Origin of the sequence: Microbacterium sp. Root1433D1 (assembly GCF_001426835.1) — a bacterium.
In the GTDB taxonomy this organism is placed as follows: Bacteria; Actinomycetota; Actinomycetes; order Actinomycetales; family Microbacteriaceae; genus Microbacterium; species Microbacterium maritypicum.
Genome location: NZ_LMFN01000002.1, coordinates 765,736 through 786,333, shown reverse-complemented (window position 1 = coordinate 786,333; position 20,598 = coordinate 765,736). Strand labels below are relative to the sequence as shown.

General features: G+C 68.3%; 17 protein-coding genes. 14 read left to right on the top strand and 3 right to left on the bottom strand.

Going from position 1 to position 20,598, the window contains the following annotated elements; translation table 11 throughout:
* The 5 genes from ilvD to ASD13_RS09660 all read left to right on the top strand — a co-directional run bounded on the left by ilvD (position 1) and on the right by ASD13_RS09660 (position 6,563).
* On the top strand, positions 1–1,719 hold the full coding sequence (ilvD, locus tag ASD13_RS09680; RefSeq protein ID WP_055868663.1) for a dihydroxy-acid dehydratase: 1,719 nt from the start codon (positions 1–3) through the stop codon (positions 1,717–1,719).
* A gap of 51 nt (positions 1,720–1,770) precedes the next feature.
* A complete protein-coding gene (locus tag ASD13_RS09675; RefSeq protein ID WP_055868661.1) occupies positions 1,771–3,573 on the top strand; it encodes an acetolactate synthase large subunit in 1,803 nt (600 codons plus the stop codon).
* A 3-nt stretch (positions 3,574–3,576) separates the two neighbouring features.
* The gene (gene ilvN / locus ASD13_RS09670; RefSeq protein ID WP_017830816.1) at positions 3,577–4,086 is read left to right on the top strand and encodes an acetolactate synthase small subunit; all 510 of its coding nucleotides are present in this window, start codon (positions 3,577–3,579) and stop codon (positions 4,084–4,086) included.
* Positions 4,087–4,165: 79 nt separating this feature from the next.
* Entirely contained in the window at positions 4,166–5,194 is a 1,029-nt protein-coding gene (gene ilvC / locus ASD13_RS09665; RefSeq protein WP_017830815.1) for a ketol-acid reductoisomerase, read from the top strand.
* Positions 5,195–5,288: 94 nt separating this feature from the next.
* Positions 5,289–6,563, top strand: coding sequence for an alpha-L-fucosidase (locus tag ASD13_RS09660; protein ID WP_431692264.1), 1,275 nt, complete (start codon positions 5,289–5,291; stop codon positions 6,561–6,563).
* Positions 6,564–6,582: 19 nt separating this feature from the next.
* Here ASD13_RS09660 and ASD13_RS09655 read toward each other — a convergent pair whose 3' ends face one another.
* Positions 6,583–7,734, bottom strand: coding sequence for an ROK family transcriptional regulator (locus ASD13_RS09655; protein WP_055868659.1), 1,152 nt, complete (start codon positions 7,732–7,734; stop codon positions 6,583–6,585).
* A gap of 200 nt (positions 7,735–7,934) precedes the next feature.
* On the opposite strand from ASD13_RS09655, the gene ASD13_RS09650 reads away from it, so the two are divergent.
* From ASD13_RS09650 to ASD13_RS09625, 6 genes are all read left to right on the top strand, one after another.
* Complete coding sequence (locus ASD13_RS09650; RefSeq protein WP_235562516.1) at positions 7,935–9,194, top strand: ABC transporter substrate-binding protein; 1,260 nt, start codon at positions 7,935–7,937, stop codon at positions 9,192–9,194.
* Positions 9,195–9,245: 51 nt separating this feature from the next.
* Complete coding sequence (locus ASD13_RS09645; RefSeq protein ID WP_017830811.1) at positions 9,246–10,151, top strand: carbohydrate ABC transporter permease; 906 nt, start codon at positions 9,246–9,248, stop codon at positions 10,149–10,151.
* Complete coding sequence (locus ASD13_RS09640; protein WP_055868656.1) at positions 10,141–11,049, top strand: carbohydrate ABC transporter permease; 909 nt, start codon at positions 10,141–10,143, stop codon at positions 11,047–11,049. Before ASD13_RS09645 ends, ASD13_RS09640 begins: the two co-directional genes overlap by 11 nt.
* A 29-nt stretch (positions 11,050–11,078) precedes the next feature.
* The gene (locus ASD13_RS09635; protein ID WP_055869172.1) at positions 11,079–12,026 is read left to right on the top strand and encodes an ROK family protein; all 948 of its coding nucleotides are present in this window, start codon (positions 11,079–11,081) and stop codon (positions 12,024–12,026) included.
* 91 nt (positions 12,027–12,117) lie between these two features.
* Positions 12,118–13,662: a M81 family metallopeptidase gene (locus ASD13_RS09630; protein ID WP_327039472.1), complete on the top strand. Its 1,545-nt coding sequence runs from the start codon at positions 12,118–12,120 to the stop codon at positions 13,660–13,662.
* A complete protein-coding gene (locus ASD13_RS09625) occupies positions 13,659–14,999 on the top strand; it encodes an alpha-L-fucosidase (RefSeq protein WP_055868652.1) in 1,341 nt (446 codons plus the stop codon). The genes ASD13_RS09630 and ASD13_RS09625 overlap by 4 nt, the downstream gene beginning before the upstream one ends.
* A 75-nt stretch (positions 15,000–15,074) precedes the next feature.
* Here ASD13_RS09625 and ASD13_RS09620 read toward each other — a convergent pair whose 3' ends face one another.
* The gene (locus tag ASD13_RS09620; RefSeq protein ID WP_055868649.1) at positions 15,075–17,957 is read right to left on the bottom strand and encodes an FAD-binding and (Fe-S)-binding domain-containing protein; all 2,883 of its coding nucleotides are present in this window, start codon (positions 17,955–17,957) and stop codon (positions 15,075–15,077) included.
* A gap of 25 nt (positions 17,958–17,982) precedes the next feature.
* On the opposite strand from ASD13_RS09620, the gene ASD13_RS09615 reads away from it, so the two are divergent.
* On the top strand, positions 17,983–18,645 hold the full coding sequence (locus ASD13_RS09615) for a GntR family transcriptional regulator (protein ID WP_055868647.1): 663 nt from the start codon (positions 17,983–17,985) through the stop codon (positions 18,643–18,645).
* A 13-nt stretch (positions 18,646–18,658) separates the two neighbouring features.
* Here the strand turns inward: ASD13_RS09615 and ASD13_RS09610 are convergent, their stop codons facing one another.
* The gene (locus ASD13_RS09610) at positions 18,659–19,612 is read right to left on the bottom strand and encodes a hypothetical protein (RefSeq protein WP_055868646.1); all 954 of its coding nucleotides are present in this window, start codon (positions 19,610–19,612) and stop codon (positions 18,659–18,661) included.
* A gap of 84 nt (positions 19,613–19,696) precedes the next feature.
* Between ASD13_RS09610 and ASD13_RS09605 the strand changes: the two genes are divergently transcribed.
* Together ASD13_RS09605 and ASD13_RS09600 are read left to right on the top strand one after the other, a co-directional pair.
* On the top strand, positions 19,697–20,161 hold the full coding sequence (locus ASD13_RS09605) for a hypothetical protein (protein ID WP_055869171.1): 465 nt from the start codon (positions 19,697–19,699) through the stop codon (positions 20,159–20,161).
* Entirely contained in the window at positions 20,158–20,493 is a 336-nt protein-coding gene (locus ASD13_RS09600) for a hypothetical protein (protein ID WP_055868643.1), read from the top strand. The genes ASD13_RS09605 and ASD13_RS09600 overlap by 4 nt, the downstream gene beginning before the upstream one ends.
* Positions 20,494–20,598 lie beyond the last annotated feature (105 nt).

Genomic DNA, 20,598 nt, shown 5'->3' with positions numbered 1-20,598 from the left:
ATGTCCTCGCATGATCCCGCCAGCAGCGCGCCCATCGACATCAAGCCCCGCAGCCGCGTCGTCACCGACGGCATCGAGGCCACGACCTCCCGCGGTATGCTCCGTGCCGTCGGCATGGGCGACGCCGACTGGGACAAGCCGCAGATCGGCATCGCCTCGAGTTGGAACGAGATCACTCCCTGCAACCTGAGCCTCGACCGGCTCGCGCAGGGCGCGAAGGAGGGTGTGCATTCGGGCGGCGGCTACCCGCTGCAGTTCGGCACCATCTCGGTCTCCGACGGCATCTCGATGGGCCACGAGGGGATGCACTTCTCGCTCGTGTCGCGCGAGGTCATCGCCGACTCGGTCGAGACCGTGATGATGGCAGAGCGCCTCGACGGCTCGGTGCTCCTGGCCGGGTGCGACAAGTCCATCCCCGGCATGCTCATGGCCAGTGCGCGCCTCGACCTGTCGAGTGTGTTCCTGTACGCCGGATCGATCGCTCCGGGCTGGGTCAAGCTCTCGGACGGCACCGAGAAGGACGTCACGATCATCGACTCGTTCGAGGCCGTGGGTGCGTGTCGCGCCGGCCTCATGAGCGAGGAGGACCTGAAGCGCATCGAGTGCGCCATCGCTCCGGGTGAGGGCGCGTGCGGCGGCATGTACACCGCCAACACCATGGCTTCGGTCGCGGAGGCCCTCGGGCTCAGCCTCCCGGGCTCGGCGGCTCCGCCCGCAGCGGACCGCCGTCGCGACTACTACGCTCACCGCTCGGGCGAGGCCGTCGTGAACCTGCTCCGTCAGGGCATCACGACCCGCGACATCCTCACCAAAGAGGCGTTCGAGAACGCGATCGCCCTCGCGATGGCCCTCGGCGGCTCCACGAACGTCGTCCTGCACCTGCTCGCGATCGCCCGCGAGGCCGAGGTCGAGCTGAGCCTGCACGACTTCAACCGCATCGGCGACAAGGTTCCGCACGTCGCCGACATGAAGCCCTTCGGCAAGTACGTCATGAACGACGTCGACCGTCACGGCGGCATCCCCGTGATCATGAAGGCGATGCTCGACGAGGGACTGCTGCACGGCGACGCGCTCACGGTCACGGGCAAGACGCTCGCCGAGAACCTCGCCGACCTCGACCCGCAGCCGATCGACGGCGAGGTCATCCACACGTTCGACAACCCGATCCACGCCACGGGCGGCCTCACGATCCTGCACGGCTCGCTCGCTCCCGAGGGTGCCGTCGTCAAGACCGCCGGCTTCGATGCGGCCATCTTCGAGGGTCCGGCCCGCGTGTTCGAGCGCGAGCGTGCCGCGATGGACGCCGTCGCCGAGGGGGAGATCGAGCCCGGCACCGTCATCGTGATCCGCTACGAGGGCCCCAAGGGCGGACCGGGCATGCGCGAGATGCTCGCCATCACGGCGGCCATCAAGGGCGCTGGGCTCGGAAAAGATGTACTACTCTTGACTGACGGACGATTCTCAGGCGGCACAACCGGCCTGTGCATCGGCCACATAGCACCCGAAGCGGTGGACGCAGGTCCTATCGCCTTCGTGCGCGATGGTGATCTGATACGGGTCGATATCGCAGCTCGCTCTCTCGATCTACTCGTCGACGAGGCAGAGCTCGCCTCCCGCCGTTCTGGCTGGGAGCCGCTTCCCCCGCGCTACACCCGAGGCGTTCTTGCCAAGTACTCGCGTCTCGTGCGGTCCGCCGCCGAGGGCGCGACCACCGGCTGACCCGGACGCTCCGGCATCCGGCGTCCTGCACAGATCATCAGAAGGAAACCCATGACTGCTGATTCCGCCCCGGCCGTGCCGAGGCCGCCCGCCCGTCAATCCTCTGCGCCGGAGATCACCGGTGCGGAGGCCGTGGTCCGCTCGCTCGAGCTCCTCGGCGTGACCGACGTGTTCGGTCTTCCCGGCGGCGCGATCCTCCCGGTCTACGACCCGCTGATGGACGCCTCCGAGCTCCGCCACATCCTGGTGCGCCACGAGCAGGGCGCCGGCCACGCGGCCGAGGGTTACGCGTCGGCATCCGGCAAGGTGGGCGTGTGCATCGCCACCTCGGGCCCCGGTGCGACCAACCTCGTCACCGCGATCGCCGACGCCTACATGGACTCCGTGCCCATGCTCGCCATCACCGGCCAGGTGTTCTCGACGCTGATGGGGACGGACGCGTTCCAAGAGGCCGACATCGTGGGCATCACGATGCCGATCACCAAGCACTCGTTCCTGGTGAAGGATGCGTCCGAGATCCCCGGTGCGATCGCTGCGGCCTACGAGATCGCCGGTACCGGACGCCCCGGTCCTGTGCTGGTCGACATCACGAAGGACGCGCAGCAGGCGACCGCCCCGTTCGTGTGGCCGCCCAAGATCGACCTCCCCGGCTACCGCCCGGTGACGAAGGCGCACGGCAAGCAGATCCAGGCCGCGGCGACGTTGCTCGCCGAGGCCAAGAAGCCGGTGCTGTACGTCGGCGGTGGCGTGATCCGCGGCAAGGCGTCGGCGGAGCTCCTCGAGCTCGCGGAGTCCACCGGTGCACCGGTCGTCACGACGCTGATGGCGCGCGGCGCGTTCCCCGACTCTCACCCGCAGCACCTCGGCATGCCGGGCATGCACGGCACGGTTCCCGCGGTGCTGGCGCTGCAGGAGGCCGACCTGCTCGTGTCGCTCGGCGCACGGTTCGACGACCGTGTCACGGGCAAGGCGGCACTGTTCGCGCCGAACGCGAAGGTCGTCCACGTCGACATCGACCCGGCTGAGATCTCCAAGATCCGCACAGCCGATGTGCCGATCGTCGGCGATGTGCGCGACGTGCTCACCGATCTCGATGCGGCCTTCCGCGGAGCGACTGCAGGCACCAAGCCCGACATCGACGAGTGGTGGTCGTACCTCGACGGTCTGCGCACCGAGTTCCCGCTCGGCTACGCGCCGACGACGGACGGCCTCCTCGCCCCGCAGTACGTGATCCAGCGGATCGGTGAGCTCACCGGCCCCGAGGGCATCTTCGCCTCGGGCGTCGGCCAGCACCAGATGTGGGCGGCGCAGTTCATCAAGTACGAGCGTCCGAACGCCTGGTTGAACTCCGGCGGCGCCGGCACGATGGGCTACTCGGTGCCCGCAGCGATGGGTGCCAAGGTGGCGCAGCCCGAGCGACCGGTCTGGGCGATCGACGGCGATGGCTGCTTCCAGATGACCAATCAGGAGCTCGCGACCTGCACGATCAACAACATCCCGATCAAGGTCGCGATCATCAACAACTCGTCGCTGGGCATGGTGCGGCAGTGGCAGACACTGTTCTACGACGGCCGTCACTCGAACACCGACCTCAACACCGGTCACGGCACGATCCGCATCCCCGACTTCGTCAAGCTCGCCGAGGCCTACGGCTGCCTCGCGATCCGCGTGGAGAAGGAGGAGGAGGTCGACGCCGCCATCCAGCTCGCGCTAGAGACGAACGACCGCCCCGTGGTGATCGACTTCGTCGTGAGCGCCGACTCCATGGTGTGGCCGATGGTGCCGCAGGGAGTCAGCAACAGCTATGTCCAGTACGCCCGCGAGCACGCGCCCGCATTCGACGAGGAGGACTGATCCATGTCGACCCACGTGCTGAGCCTGCTGGTGGAGAACACCCCCGGCCTGCTGACCCGTGTCGCGGGGCTCTTCGCCCGCCGCGGCTTCAACATCGACTCCCTCGCCGTCGGCGTGACGGAGGTGCCGGGGATCTCCCGCATCACCGTCGTCGTCGACGTCGACGAGCTCCCGCTCGAGCAGGTCACCAAGCAGCTCAACAAGCTGATCAACGTGATCAAGATCGTCGAGCTCGACTTCGCCACGTCGGTGCAGCGCGAGCACATGCTCGTGAAGGTGCGCACCGACAATGCCACGCGATCGAACGTGATCGAGGTCGTGAACCTCTTCCGCGCCTCGGTGGTCGACTACGCCTCCGACGCCCTCGTGATCGAGGTGACCGGCGACAAGGGCAAGGTCGACGCCATGCTGCGCGCGCTCGAGCCCTTCGGGATCAAGGAGATCGCGCAGTCGGGTCTTCTCGCGATCGGCCGTGGCGGCAAGAGCATCACCGAGCGCGTCCTGCGCGGCTGACCAACCTGAGTACCGAGTTTTCGCCGCTCATCGAGCACGCGAAGCCAGACGAAACGCAAAGAACAAGGAGAAACACAAAGTGAGCACCGAGATCTTCTACGACGCCGATGCAGACCTGTCCCTGATCCAGGGCAAGAAGGTCGCGATCGTCGGCTACGGCTCGCAGGGCCACGCCCACGCGCAGAACCTGCGCGACTCGGGTGTCGAGGTCGCGATCGCCCTCAAGGAGGGCTCCAAGTCGGCCGCCAAGGCCGAGGAGGCCGGCTTCCCGGTGAAGACCGTCGCCGAAGCCACCGAGTGGGCCGACGTCATCATGATCCTCGCGCCGGACCAGCACCAGCGCACGATCTACAGCGAGTCGATCGCGCCGAACCTCACGGCCGGCAAGACGCTCGCCTTCGCGCACGGCTTCAACATCCGCTTCGGCTACATCGATGCTCCCGAGGGCGTCGACGTGATTCTGGTCGCCCCGAAGGCTCCCGGCCACACGGTCCGTCGCGAGTTCGTCGCCGGCCGCGGCATCCCCGACATCATCGCCGTCGAGCGCGACGCATCGGGCAAGGCCTGGGACCTGGCGCTCTCCTACGCGAAGGCCATCGGTGGCACCCGCGCCGGTGTCATCAAGACCACCTTCACCGAAGAGACCGAGACCGACCTGTTCGGTGAGCAGGCTGTTCTCTGCGGCGGCGTGAGCCACCTGGTGCAGGCCGGCTTCGAGACCCTGACCGAGGCGGGCTACCAGCCGCAGATCGCGTACTTCGAGGTTCTGCACGAGCTCAAGCTGATCGTCGACCTGATGTGGGAGGGCGGCATCGCCAAGCAGCGCTGGTCGATCTCCGACACCGCCGAGTTCGGCGACTACGTCTCGGGTCCGCGCGTCATCGACGAGCGCGTCAAGGAGAGCATGAAGGGTGTGCTGGCCGACATCCAGTCCGGCGCCTTCGCGAAGCGCTTCATCGACGACCAGGACAACGGTGCCGAGGAGTTCCTGGCGCTGCGCGCCAAGGAGGAGCAGCACCCGATCGAGGTCACCGGCAAGGAGCTGCGTTCGCTCTTCGCATGGAAGCAGCAGGACGAGGACTACGTCGACGGCAGCGCTGCTCGCTGATTCGATTCTCGAAAGAACGGGCGTCCCCTCGGAGGCGCCCGTTCTTCGTTTTCTGATGAACCCCAAGGCGCAAACATCCGATGTCTATGCCAGGATGGGAGACATGCGACAGGAATGGTTTGACCGGGCTCGGTTCGGCATGTTCGTCCACTTCGGCCTCTACAGCGGCGCCGCCAGGCACGAGTGGGTCCAGAACTACGAACGCCTCACCGACGAGGATTACCGGCAGTATTTCGAGCACTTCGATCCGGATCTCTTCGACGCCCCGGCCCTCGCCCGCACCGCGAAGGAGACGGGCATGGGATACGTGGTGCTCACCACGAAGCACCACGACGGCTTCTGCCTCTGGGACTCGAAGCTGACCGACTACACGTCGGTGGCGAACACCGGACGCGACCTCGTGCGCGAGTACGTGGAGGCGCTGCGGGCCGAGGGGCTCAAGGTCGGGCTCTACCACTCGGTCATCGACTGGCATCACCCCGACTTCACCGTGGACTGGAACCACCCGCGTCGCGATGACGAGGGCGCCGCCGAGCTCAACGTCGGCCGCGACATGGCGGCGTACCGCGCCTACCTTCACGGGCAGGTGCGCGAGCTCCTCACGGACTACGGCGACATCGACTACCTCTTCTTCGACTTCACATACCCCGAGGCGAAGGACGGCTGGGCGGGCAAGGGACCCGACGACTGGGACGCCACCGCGCTGCTCGCGCTGTGCCGGGAGCTGCAGCCGAACATGCTCGTCAACGACCGTCTGGGCATTCCGGCCGACTTCGTTACCCCCGAGCAGTACCAGCCGACCTCGCCGATCGTGCGTGACGGCGTGCCGCTGACCTGGGAGGCCTGCCAGACGCTCAACGGGTCGTGGGGCTATCACCGCGACAACACCGATCAGAAGTCCCCCACCATGCTCGTGCAGATGCTGGTCGACTCGGTCTCGATGGGTGGCAACATGCTGTTGAACATCGGCCCGGACGGACGCGGGGCGATCGCGCCCCGCGATGCGCAGACGCTGGGGGAGATCGGTGAGTGGATGCGCCTGCACCGTGGCGCCGTGGTCGGCGCCGGGCATGCGGCATTCACTCCGCCGCGCGAGGGCGTGTACACACGCAGCGGGAACCGCCTCTACCTGAGTCTGTTCAGCTGGCCGATGGGCTTCGTGCATCTTCCGGAACTCGCCGGCAAGGTCTCCTACGCGCGACTGCTCAACGACGGTTCATGGCTCGAGACGAGCGTGTCCGATCCCGAGCGCGAGGCGGAACTGATGACGCCGGCCGGCGAGGCGGAGGGAACTCTGACCGTGCACCTTCCGGTGCGTCGCCCTGACGTTCTGGTGCCCGTGATCGAGCTGACCCTGATCGGGGAGTGACCCTGTCCGTGGCGGCGGCTCAGGCTGTCGCCACGGGGAGGTCCATGCCCTCCAGCGCGAGGCGTGCGGCACCGTGCAGGATGGCATCGGCGCCCGTGGTCGCCGACTCGATCCGCAGATGCTGGGTCGCCAGCGGGTGGCACGCCTCGTACACCCGGCTGCGGACGGCGGCGATGAACGGCTCGGAGGCGCTCATGCTGCCCGTGAGGAACACCGCGTGCGGGTTGAAGAAGTTCACGACTCCGGACAGCGCCTGTCCGAGGTGAGTGCCGGCGGTGCGCACCAGAGTGGTGGCCAACGGATCGGCGTCGCGGGCGAGGCTCAGCACGTCGGTCGTCGTGTGCACGGAGTCGCTGCCGCGCTCGCGCATCTGCCGCACGAGGCTCGCGCCGCTGGCCACGGTCTCCAGGCAGCCGGTGTTGCCGCACGAGCACGGGATGTCGCCGCTGCCGTCGATGCGGGTGTGGGTGATGTCACCCGCGGCTGAGGTGGCTCCTCGGTGCACCCGTCCGTCGACGATGATGCCGCTGCCGATCGCGGTGCCGGCCTTGACGGTGATGCTGTGTCCCGTGTGTCCGAAGCGCTCACGGTGCTCGCCGAGAGCCGCGAGGTTGGCGTCGTTGTCGACGGCCACGGGGACGCCGTAGCGCGCCGAGAGGTGCTCGCCGACGCGGAATCCTGGCCAGCCGGGCATGCGAGAGGGCTGGTCGACCGATCCGGTCGCGATGTCGACGGGCCCGGGGAGGCTGATGCCGATCGCATGGACCCTACCCGTGCTCGTGAGGCGGTCGAACACGACGGCGAGGCGATCGAGCGTGGCCTCGGGCCCCTCGGTCACGTCGACGGCGATCGACTCGCTGTCCAGCAGTGCGCCGCTGAGGGAGTGCCTGCCGATCCGGGCGTGTCCGCCGCCGAGGTCGGCCGAGAGCACGAAGCCGTCTGCGGCGATCTGCAGCACCCGGGGACGTCGACCACCGCGAGATGTGCCGTCTCCCGCTTCCCTGAGCACCCCGGCATCGAGCAGGGACTGCACGCGGAGCCCGACCGTCGACGCGGCCACACCCAGCAGTGCGGCCAGCTCTGTGCGTGAGCGCGCCTCGCCGCGGGCGACGAGGTCGAGGATCCGCCGCGTGTGCGGATCGTCGACGGTGGTGTCTGCGGAGTTGGTCATGGGAGCACTTTCCTGTCGGAGCATCGTCAGCGTAGCGGGGGATCGTCGTGTTTCCCGGGAGTTACGAATTATCAAGGTCCGATAAACATCGGATGTTCAGCTTGCGGCCCCTTGCGAAGTATGAAACGGTAACTTCATACGAAATCCTACTAGGTTAATTCGAACCTCGAAATAACCAGTTCCCTTCCAGGAGGCATTCAATGAAGAAGTTGCGTGTAGGGGCTGTGGTCGCCGTCGCCGGCGTCGCAGTCGCGATGACCGGCTGCGCGAGCGGCAGCGGCACCGGTGGTTCCGCCGACGGCGACACCATCGTGGTCGACATGTGGGCGGGTAGCGAGTCCGACGTGGATGCCCTCGAGGCGCAGGTCGCGTTCGCTCAGGAGCAGAACCCCGATATCAAGATCAAGCTGCAGACGTCGCCGTGGAGCGACTTCTTCACGAAGCTGACCACGAACATGGCCAGCGGCAACATGGCCTGCGTCACCGGCATGAGCGGTGCGCAGCTCGGCGGCTACACGGGCGGCTTCCGCGAGCTGAGCGACGCCGACCTCAAGACGGCCGGCATCGACTGGGCGGACTTCAACCCGAGTGCTGACGGCATCCTCAGCTTCGAGGGCAAGGTCTACGGCGTGCCCTTCGACGTGGCCACCATGCTCGTCTACTACAACCAGGACATGCTGACCGCGGCCGGCGCCCCCACCCCGGAGATCGGCTGGACCTTCGACGACTTCGACAGCATCGCCGCTGCCGCGACGAAGGACGGCAAGTACGGCTTCGGTATGGGCATGGGCGGCTACCAGTGGATGTCGATGCCCATCGCGTACTCCGCGACGCAGCCCGCTTCCGAGGACGGGACGCTGCACATCGACGAGAAGGCCTTCGTCGACGCGTCGACCTGGTACGCCGAGCTCGTCACCGAGAAGAAGGTCGCCGCACCCGTGGCATCCGCCTCCGACACCGGATGGGGCGAGAACCAGTACACGGGCGCCAACGCGGCGATGGCTGTGGACGGCACGTGGAACGCCGTGAGCTACCTCGACAACGAGTCCGGCTTCGCGGCCGGCATGGTCCCGCTGCCCGCCGGCGCGAACGGCAACCCCGGTCCGATCCTCGGCTCGGGCTACGGCATCTCGGCCAACTGCAAGAACCCCGAGGCCGCGCTCAAGGTCATGGGCTCGCTTCTTGGCGAGGACGCACAGGACTACATCGCGTCGTCCGGCCGTTCGTACCCCGCGCGCACGTCGTCGCAGCCGCTGTACTTCGAGTCGATCGACGAGCAGTACCGCGACCAGGTCCAGTCCGTCTTCGAGGCGGCCTTCGGTGACACGGTCCCGCTGTACATGACGAAGAACTGGCAGAAGCTCGACAGCTACATCCAGCCGAACCTGGTCAGTGTCTACAACGGCCAGATGACGATGGAAGAGCTGCTCTCGAACGCGCAGGCGCAGTTCGGCGAGTGACCCGGCTCCGGCCACCGCAGCAGCAATGCAGTAACAGAGAAAGAAACTGAGATGACGATCACGACGAGACGTCGACGATCGCTCGCCAAGGTGGAGGCCGGTCAGGCGCTGGGATTCGCAAGCCCAGCCCTGATCGGGCTCGCCCTGTTCACGATCGTGCCCGTCGGGCTCTCGATCGTGATGAGCGTCTTCGACTGGCCGACCTTCGGCGAGCGGACCTTCAACGGGGTGGACAACTACGTCAAGCTGTTCACCAGCAGCCCCGACTTCTGGCCGGCGCTGCGCAACTCGGCGGTGTACACGCTGCTCTACGTGCCGCTGAGTGTCGCTCTCTCGCTCGTGCTCGCTCTCGGCCTCGGTTCGCGCATCCGCGGACGAGGCGCCCTGCGCGTGCTCTTCTTCATCCCCGTGGTGACTCCCATGGTCGCCAACGTGCTGGTGTGGAAGATGATGCTGCAGCCGCAGGGTCTGTTCAACGGTCTCTCGCAGACCTGGTTCGGCATCGAGCTGCCGAACTTCCTCGCAGACCCGTCATGGGCCATGATCATGGTCGTCGTGATGAGCGTCTGGCAGGGGCTCGGCTACAACATGCTGATATTCTCGGCAGCCCTCGAGCAGCTTCCCGAGAGCGTGCTCGAGGCGGCCAGCATCGACGGCGCCAGAGGGTTCCGACGGGTGTGGAGCATCATCATCCCGATGATCTCGCCGTCGATCTTCTTCGCCACGATCATGACGATGATCACGTCTCTGCAGGTGTTCGTGCAGCCGCAGATGCTCACCGGTGGCGGTCCGGGTAACGCCACCAAGCCCCTGGTGATGTACATCTGGGAGCAGGGATTCACCTTCGGCGACCTCGGCCTCGCCGCCGCAGCCGCCTGGATCCTCTTCGCGATCATCATCGCGATCACCGGGCTCCAGTTCGCAGCGCAGAAGAAGTGGGTGCACTATGAGCACTGAGACCCTCGTCCGGCCCACCGGCCGCGCCGGCCGCACCGAACGCGAGCGGGCTCGCGGCGCGGCGACGACCCCCGGCGCCCGCGCCCGGCTCATCCTCGCCCACGTCGGGATCTACGTCGCCGCGCTGATCTTCATCTCCCCGCTGATCTACGCCTTCTTCTCGGCGCTCAAGCCGAACGCCGAGATGTTCTCGATGCCGCCGACGCTGGTCGGTTCGGAGCTGCGGTGGAGCAACTTCGTCGACGTGTTCGCCTACGGACCGTTCCTGACCTACATCATGAACTCCTTCATCGTCGCGATCGGCGGAACGCTGGTCGTGCTGGTCGTCTCGACCACGGCCGGATATGCCTTCGGGCGTCTGCGGTGGAAGGGGCGCGACGCCGTCTTCGTCCTGTTCCTGGCCACGCTCATGGTGCCGGCGGAGGTGCTCGTCATCCCCATGTTCCAGGTGATGCAGTGGTTCAGCTGGGTCGACACGTACCAGGCGCTGATCCTGCCCTTCGCCTTCGGCGCCTTCGGAACCTTCCTGATGCGGCAGTTCTTCCGCGGCATCCCGTACGAGCTCGAAGAGGCGGCCCGCGTCGACGGCGCAGGCCCCGTGCGCTCGTTCCTGCAGATCATCCTGCCGCTGTCGAAGTCGGCCGTCGCCGTCCTCGCGGTGTTCACATTCCTCTCGTTCTGGAACAGCTACCTGTGGCCGCTGATCGTGACGGTCGACTACAACGCGCACGGCACGCTCCCGGTGGGACTCGCCAGCTTCGCCGGACTCACCGGCACCCGGTGGGACCTGCAGATGGCTGCAGCCATCATCTCGATGGTCCCGACCACGATCCTCGTGATCGTTCTGCAGAAGCACCTCGTCAAGGGCATCGCGATGGCAGGACTGGGCGGGCGCTGAGCATGATCGGTCAGGAACACGGGACCACCATGCCCATCGCCACCTCTTCGGCCCGCGGTGCGGGACTGGTCGGGATCGATATCGGGGGTACCAAGATCGCCGCGCTTCTGGTGAGCGACGACGGTGCCGTCCTCGCCCGGGGCAGTGTGCCAGCGCCGGCCGCCCTCGGCGGCGGTGCGATGGCCGATGCGGCCGCCGATCTCGCGAGGGAACTCGCGGCGCAGGCCGAGGTGTCGCTCGCCGCGGCAGGCGTCGGCGCGGCCGGAGTCATCGACCATGAGACCGGCACCATCCGCGCCGCATCGGCGACCTTCGTCGGGTGGGCGGGATTCCCGCTGGCCGACGAGCTGGAGCAGCGTCTCGGAGTGCCGGTCCGCGTCGAGAACGATGTGAACGCGTTCCTTCTCGGCGAGGCGGCGGCCGACGGCAGGACCGATAGCGACGTGCTCGGCGTCATGCTCGGCACGGGCGTCGGCGGTGCACTCATCATCGATGGAGATCTCCACCACGGTCCGCACGGCGCGGCGGGGGAGATCGGGCACACACCCGGCTACAGCGAGCTGGTGTGCACCTGCGGCCAGATCGGTCACCTGGAGACCCTGGCCTCCGGTACGTCGATCGCGCTCCGCTATCAGGAGCGCACGTCCGCTCCCGTGCGCGACGCGCGAGAGGTCGCCGACCGTGCCCGTGGCGGCGACGCCGAGGCGATCGCGGTGTTCGATGCCGCCGGGCGCGCCCTCGCCCTCGCGTGCGCCAGCGCGGCGACGATCCTCGACCTGCCCTGCGCGATCGTCGGCGGCGGAGTCACCGCGGCCTGGGATCTGCTCGAGCCGTCCATCCTGCGCACGCTCGACACGGATTCTCCGGTGTCGGGTATTCCGCTGCGCATCATCCCCGCCGTCCTCGGCTCCGATGCGGTCGCGCTGGGCGCGATCGAGACCGCTCGCCGCGCGCTCGTGCCGGCGGGAGCACACTGAGTCCGAACCTCTCGTTCAGGCCCCGCCGTCCGACCCGCACCGACAAGGAGCACATCACGTGACCGCACGTCCCGAAGCCCACGAGATCTGGATGGGCCCCCTTCCGACCATCGCCGACGGCGGGCTGTCGAAGCCCCGGATCGGCATCGCCGGAATCTCGATCGAGTCGAGCACGTTCTCCCCGCACATCTCCGGCGACGAGGCCTTCACGGTCCGTACGGGGGAGACGCTGCGCGGGTACTACCCGTTCCTGGACGACGGACGCGAGCTCGCCGGCGCCGCGGAGTGGGTGCCGCTGACGCATGGACGCTCGCTGCCCGGCGGTGCCGTGGCGCCGGAGACCTATCGACGGATGAAGGAGGCGATCGTCGCCGGTATCCGCGAGCAGGGCCCCTTCGACGGGTTCTTCTTCGACATCCACGGAGCGATGAGCGTCGTCGGCATGGACGACGCGGAGGGCGACCTCGCTCTCGCTGTGCGCTCGGCTCTCGGCCCCGACACGCTGGTGTCGACGTCGATGGACCTGCACGGCAACGTCTCGGAGGTGCTGCGCGATGCGGTCGATCTGCTGACCTGTTATCGGATGGCGCCCCACGAGGACTGGATGAACACCAAGGAGCGGGCCGTGTGGAACCTGCTCGCGCGACTGCGGGGTCCGCACGGCGCCGACCCGCTGCGTCGTCGTCCGTTCTCCGCATGGGTGCCCGTTCCCGTGCTGCTGCCGGGGGAGAAGACCAGCACCCGGCTGGAGCCGGCGCGCAGCATCTACGCCCAGCTTCCCGAGATCGAGGCGCTCCCCGGCGTCGTCGACGCCTCGGTGTGGATCGGCTACGCCTGGGCGGACGAGCCGCGCTGTCAGGCGTACGTGGTGGTCACCGGTGACGACGAGGAGCTGATCGCCCGTGAGGCCGAGCGCGTGGCGCGGATGTTCTGGGACGCCCGCGAGGACTTCGTCTTCGTGGCCGAGACCGGATCCCTCGATGAGGCGCTCGAGAAGGCGCTCGCCCCGGGAGCGCCGCATCCGTACGTGATCTCCGACTCGGGGGACAATCCGACAGCGGGCGGTGCGGGCGACGTGACCTGGACGCTCGCGCACCTGCTGCAGCGTGCGCAGCTCACCGACGGCAGCCGCACGACCCTGGTCGCCTCGATCTTCGACCGCGAGGCCGTCGCGCGGGCGGTCGCCGCCGGAATCGGCGCCACCGTCACCCTCGACGCCGGTGCAGGGGTAGACGCGGGCCCGCACGGCCCTGCGAGGATCACCGGGACCGTGTTCTCCATCACCGACGGCGACCCGGATGCGGGCACGCAGGTCGTGATCGCGGTGGGCGGGTTGCACGCCATCATCACCGAGCGTCGCAAGCCGTTCCATCACCTCTCGGACTTCCGGATGCTGGGGCTGGAGCCCACGACCGCCGACATCGTCGTGGTGAAGATCGGCTATCTGGAACCCGAGCTGTACGAGCTCGCCGAGGGCTGGACCCTCGCCCTGACACCCGGCGGCGTCGACCAGGACCTCCTGCGTCTGGGGCACCACCGCCTGCAGCCCGGTGTCTTCCCGTTCGACCAGGACGGGAACCCCGACCTGAAAGCGGTGGTCGTCCGCCGCGGAGTCTCCGAGGAGCAGAACGCATGATGAACTTCGAGAAGCGCACCGGTCCGGACTTCGGAGCCGACGCTCCGGTGTACCCGGCCAAGGATGTGCCCGAGTGGTACCGCGATGCGAAGCTCGGCTTCTTCGTGCACTGGGGGCTCTACTCCGTGCCGGCATGGGCGGTGCAGCACGGCGAAGGCGTGAACATCCCCACCGAGGATGCCTATGCCTGGCACCAATACGCCGAGTGGTACGGGAACACCGTGCGGATCGCGGGCAGCCCCACCTGGGAGCGTCATCAGCAGCTGTTCGGCCCGGGGACCTCCTACGAGGACCTCGCGGATCAGTGGGACGCCTCGGCCTTCGACGCGGACGCCTTCGTGGGCGAACTGGTCGGTGCGGGGGCGAAGTACATCGTCCCCACCACGAAGCACCACGAGGGTTTCTGCTTGTGGGACACAGCGACGACCGGCTTCAACGCGGCCGCTCGCGGTCCGCGCCGCGATCTGATCGCCGAGTTCCATGACGCCACCCGGCGGGCGGGGGCGAAGTTCGGCGTGTACTACTCGGGTGCGCTCGATTGGCACGTGAGCGACTTCCCGCCGATCGAGTCGGACACCGACCTCTTCCGCTTCCGCCGCAACGACGAGCACTTCGCGCGCTACTCGGCCGCGCAGCTCGACGAACTCGTCTCGCGCTTTTCGCCCGACGTCCTGTGGAACGACATCGAGTGGCCCGACGGCGGAAAGGGGCGAGACGAATACGCGGTCGCGGCCCTGCTGGAGCGCTACTTCGCCGCGGTGCCGGACGGCGTCGTCAACGACCGCTGGGGTGTGCCGTACCACGGCTTCCTCACCCGCGAGTACACGGACATCCCCGAGATCATCCCGCAGCCGTGGGAGTCGACGCGCGGCCTCGGCTTCTCGTTCGGCTTCAACCAGGCCGAGGACGAGCGGCACTCGCTGTCGGGCGCTGCGCTGATCCGCCTGCTCGTCGACGTCGTGGCGAAGAACGGCAACCTGCTGATCAACGTGGGCCCGGCGGCCGACGGCTCGATCCCCGAGCTGCAGCGTCGCGCGATGCGCGAGCTGGGCACGTGGCTGGAGGCGAACGGCGACGCGATCTACGGCACACGTCCGTGGATCCGCATGGGGGAGCGCACCGGCGCCCCGCGTCGATACACGACCACCGGGGCGACCGTGCACGTGCACGCCCTCGACCCGAGCATGGGCACGCTCGAGCTGCCCGAGGAGCTCCTGGGCTCCGACCTGCGCTGGACCGACGGCAGCGTGGTCGAGAGGCAGGCGCACGACCAGACGGTCGCGGTGATCCCGGCCGGGCTGCGCGAGGAGGCTGTCGCGGTCCTGTCCGCAGGCTGAGACGGATCGGACCGCGACGAGGCGAGGGCCCTCCCGAAGACGATTCGGGAGGGCCCTCGCTGTGTTCGCCGGCACTCAGGGGCGGGTGAGCTCCTCGAGCACCTCGATCACGTGGCGGTACGGCCGGCCGGTGGCGCGGGTCATGCCGATCTCGCACGTGCGGTTCGCCGACACGAACGCATCGAAGCCGCCGCGTGCGCTCTCGGCCTCGGCGATCTCCGCGGATTCCTGGGCGGTCGCACTGGCGGTGAGTTCCGGATGCAGCATGCCGCGGTCTCCCGCGAAGGCGCAGCAGCCCCAGCCCTCGGGGATGAACACGTCATCGGCGACCGCCCCGGCGATCGCCGTCAGCGCCCCGGTCGCTCCGAGCGCGGTCGTGGAGCAGGTCGGATGCACCGCGACGGTGGGGAGCTTGGCCGACACGCTCAGCCGGGGGAGCACCTCACGGGCCACGAACGTCGTGGCATCCTCGATGCGAAGCCCGGCGTAGCGCGGGTTCTTCGCGACGGACTGGGCGAGCATCACATCCAGACCCTCGGTGCACGACGCGGCGTCGCACACCACGGGAAGCTCGCCGTGGCGGCTGGCCTCCCAGAGCGAGTCGAGCACCCGGTCCGACATGAGGGCGTAACCGTCGAGGTGGCCCTTCGACTTCCACGGGGTGCCGCAGCACAGGCCGCCGTTCTCTTCGGGGATCACGACGGGGATGCCTGCGCGGTCGAGCAGCTCGCGCAGCGCGTCCCGAGAGCCCTGGCCCTCGCCTTCCGCGCCGAACATGGTGCCGATGCAGGCGCCGAAGAAGACCGCCTGCGCATCGGCCGGTGACACAGGGCGAGGTGGCTTCGAGCCGCCGTGGGGGAGGCCGCCGTCGTAGAGCGGCACGGTGTCGGCGCCGAGCACCGCCCGGCCGAGGTGCGTCACTCCGCGTACGAGCGGAGCGGGCAGCGCATCGGCGACGGTGAGCGCGACACCTCCGGCGCGGGTGACCGTGCTCCAATGCTTGGCCGCGGTGCCCCACACGGCTCCCTCGAGCGCATTCGACTGCTCTGCCCTGAGCCGGCGCACGAGGTCACCGGTGTTGATGTCGACGGGGCACGCCACACCGCACATGCCGTCGACCGCGCAGGTCTGCACGCCGTCGTAGTCGTAGTCCTTCTGCAGATCGCGGAGCAGTTCGGTGTCGCCCTGCTCCTCGGCCCACGCCATGTCGCGGCGGATCACGATGCGCTGCCGCGGCGTGAGGGTGATGCTCTTGCTCGGACAGGTCGGCTCGCAGTAGCCGCATTCGACGCAGCGGTCGACTTCCTTCTCGACCGTCGGCACCCGCTTCAGGTCGTGCAGGTACGAATCGGGGTCATCGGAGAGGACCACTCCGGGGTTCAGGATGCGGTCGGGGTCGAGCAGGTGCTTGATCTCCCACATCATGTCGGTGAGTTCGTCACCGTACTGGCGTCGCACGAACGGCGCCATGATGCGTCCGGTGCCGTGCTCGGCCTTCAGGGATCCCTGCTGGGAGAGCACGAGGTCGACCAGGTCGTCGGTGAAGCGCCGGTAGCGCGCGACGCTGTCGGGATCGTCGAAGCGCTCGTTGAGCAGGAAATGGATGTTGCCGTCCTTGGCGTGCCCGAAGATCACCGAGCCCTCGTAGCCGTGCGCGGCGAACAGCTCGATCAGGCGCTCGCAGGTGTGCAGAAGTCGTGGCACCGGCACCACGATGTCCTCCAGAAGCGCGGTCGTGCCGGAGGGACGCGCACCCGCTACAGCGGTGTAGAGGCCTTTTCGCACGTGCCACAGCGCGGCGCGCTCGCTCGCATCCGTGGTGAGGCGGGGTGCCACCGCCAGAGGCAGCGCCTCGAAGTGCGTCTGGGCCGCAGCGCTCGCCTCGACGAGGGCCTCCGCGTCGGCGGCGTGGACCTCGACCAGGAGAGCGGCGTGTCCGCGGACCTCGATCTCGGCGATGGCCGCCGGGACGTCGCTCAGCCCCTGCGCGACGCGCAGCGACGCGGCATCCAGCAGCTCGATGGTGGCGAGACCGAGCCGGGTCAGGTCGGGAAGAGCGGTCATGGCCGCGGAGAGCGTCTCGAACACCAGCAGACCGGTGGCGATCGAGGGGCGCACCTCGATCGTGCGGAAACGGGCCTCGGCCACGAACGCGAGCGTGCCCTCGGATCCGATGATGAGGTGCTCGAGGATGCGCACCGGATCGTCGAAGTCGAGCAGTGCGTTCAGGCCGTAGCCCATGGTGTTCTTCATCGAGAACTGCTGGCGGAGGAACGCGACGTGCTCGGGCGAGGCGAGCAGACGTGCCCGCAGATCGAGAAGGCCGTCGGCGATCGCGGGCTCTGCCGCGCGCAGCACCTCGTTCGCATCCGGGCGACCCGTGTCGAGGATCGTCCCGCTCGGCAGCACGATCGTCATCGACTCGATGGTCTGGTACGAGTTCTCGGTGATACCGCACGCCATGCCGCTGGAGTTGTTCGCGACGACTCCGCCGATCGTGCAGGCGATCTCGCTCGCCGGGTCGGGGCCGAGCTTGCGGCGATACCGCGTGAGCCTGGTGTTGACCTGGCGCACGGTCGCGCCGGGTCCGACGCGCACCATGGCACCGTCGTCCTCCACGCGGATGTCGCGGAAGTTGCTGCGTGTGTCGACGAGGATGTCGCCGCTCACGCTCTGCCCGGACAGGCTGGTACCCCCGGAGCGGAACGTCATGGTGCGTCCGGCGGCGCGGACGGCGCCGAAGGCGCGGGCGACGCCCTCGGCATCCGCGGGGGAGAGCACGGCGTCGGGGATCAGCAGGTAGTGCGAGGCATCATGAGCGCGGGCGAAACGATCGATGGAGCGCGAGTGGACCTGTGTCGTGGAACCCAGCAGTGCGGGATCCAGCGGCTCGGCGAGGGTGGTCGTCACGGTGCTCCTCTGCTCCGTCGGAAGATTGTCTGACAAGTGTACCGACATGGTGCGGCTTCGATAGGCTGACCGGATGACCAGCACACCGGAGACACCGCTGGGAATCGTCGGCGTCGTGGATGCGGTGACGGCCCAGCTGCGTGGTCGTATCCTCAGCGGCGAGATCCGTTCGGGAGATCCGCTGACGGAAGCCGCGGTGTCACAGTCGTTCGGCGTCGCCCGTCCGAGCGCGAAGGCGGCGATCGAGCAGCTCGTGGCGAGCGGGCTCCTGGTGCGTACTGCGCATCGGAGCGCGCGTGTGGTCGGGATCGATCCCGAGGCCGTGCGCGACGTCTACCGGACCAGGACCCGCCTCGAGAGCGCCGCGCTTCGCGACCTCGCCGTGACCAGGACCGTTCCGCGTGCCGCGCTCGAGGCGAATGCGGAGATCCTCGCGATGCCCCCCGGCCCCGACCCGGCGACCGTGGATCCGGACCTGCGGTTCCACACCGCTCTCATCGATGCGCTCGACAGCGAGCGCACCGGACGCATGTACCGCAGCGTCCTCGACGAGGTGCGGCTGTGCATGGCGCAGGTGCAGGGGCGTCGCCTTCTCGACGCTGCGGCCATCGCCGCTCAGCACGCCGACATCCTCGCTGCCGTCGCCTCGGGAGACGGGGAGCGCGCCGCAGCCCTCCTCGATGCGCATCTGTCGTCGGCGGAGGAGCGGCTCGTGGAGGCGCTCGACGCGGACTAGCGTCGAGCCGTCGTCACTCGGCCGGTGCTTCCTCGACCACGATGGGCGCCTCGGCCGGGTCAGCCCATACCGGGGCGGGGAGCACCGTGTCGACCTGGCCGGCCTGGATCGCGCGCAGTGCCTCTGCGATCGCCTCGTCGTTCTCCGGCACCGGAAGATCGCACGCGCGCAGTTCGGAAGCGAACTGCAGTGTCAGACGGATCTTCCCGGCCTCGACGGCCTGAGCGGTCGTTCCGGTCCGGATCTCGCTCCCGGTCTGGATGGCCGAGACCTCATCGCAGACGTGATAGACCTTGCCGCCGTCGACCCAGACGACCTCGTCCTTGCCCAGGAGCTGGATCACGGCGGACTGGTCGGCCGTGTACTGCTCGACGGAGGGCGGCGTGAAGTCGACGCCGACGAAGACGGCCAGTGCCGCGAGGACCACGCCGACGATTCCGGCGGTGGTCTTCTGGCCCTTGTCCATGTCCTTGTTGAGGAAGATCAGGATGACCAGAGGAAGAAACGCGACGACCGCGATGATCGCCCCGAGCTGGTTCTGCACGAAGAACCGCGTCTTGTCCGCCTTGCGCGCGGGGTCGAGACGGTTCGCCTTCTTCCACAGCACCGAGCCGGTGATCGACAGGGCCGCGATCACGACGAGCAGCACGAGGAGGGCGATGAACGCCCACTGCGGGAACGTCGCGGTGACGCCCTGCTCTTCGAGCAGGCCGGTGTCGGGGTTGCGGAGGAGTTCGCCGTCCTCGCCGACGAACACGCGCTGACGCAGGAGCCAGAAGATGCCGACGCCCTCGCCGACGATCGCGACCGCCCAGAGGATGCCGGCGATCCAACGGAAACGCGTGGCCCTGGCCTTGGCTTCGGGAGTGGGGACCCAGCCGGCGGGCGGTTCCGCGGCTGTGCTCTTCGCGGACCGTGCGACGCCGGTGTCGGTGTTGTTGCTCTGGGCGTTCTCGCTCGCAGCCACGGTGTTCCCTTTCCCCTCCGGTGCCCGCCGTTCCGGCTCAAGGCAACCCCGATCCTAGTGGACCTGGTGTCCTACGCTGGGGACATGACTTCCGATTCCGACGACGCCCTCAACTGGGACGGCGACGAGGCCCCGACGCCGAAGGACCGCGCTCTCCCGCACGGCTGGAACGCCGTCGGTAAGGGCAGCGACGACGTGGGAACGATCGAGGACGACGGCACCGTGACTCCTGCGCCCGTCGACGAACCGGTCGGCTTGAGCACGCCGATGCTGCTCCTGGTCGGAGTGGTCGGCGGGGTGTACCTCCTCTACACGATCGGCTGGATCGTCGGCGGGCTGCGACTTCAGCCGCTGGCGTCGTTCCTGGTCTCCGACGTGATGTTCCTGCCGTGGTTCGTCCTCGCGATCGCCGCGCCCGCACTGTGGTTCCTGGCGAGCTGGGTGCTCACGCGGGGGAGGGCGGCGTGGATCCGCGTCGCCGTGCTGCTCGCGGGAGTCGTGCTGCTCGTTCCCTGGCCCTTCGTCACCGTGGGGGTGATCGGATCATGACCACGTCGTCGACCGAGGCGCAGGCGTCTGCGGGTTCTCCGCGCTGGCTCGTCGGGCTCGTCATCGGCCTGGCGGGACTCTTCTACGCCTATGCCGTCTGGAATGCCGTGGCGCATCTGATCACGATGGCGCAGACCGGGCTGACCGGCGGCGGCTGGGCGACCCTGTTGTTCGGCGTCGCTTTCCCTGCCATCGTGTTCGCCTTCGCGTATGTGATCGGTCGGCGGCGGCGAGTGGGCGAGCTCGCGCTCGTCTTCCTCGCAGGACTCGGTGTGGTCGCGGTGTTCTGGATGAGTCTCATCGCGCTGAGCCTCACCATGCCCAGCGCCTGAGCCGCCTGTCCTGCCGCGTCATACGGCACGGAGGCCCGCGTCCGCTCCGGTAGAGTTGACGCGATCGCGCCCCCATGGTGTGCGGCGCATCGGCCCCTGCCGCGC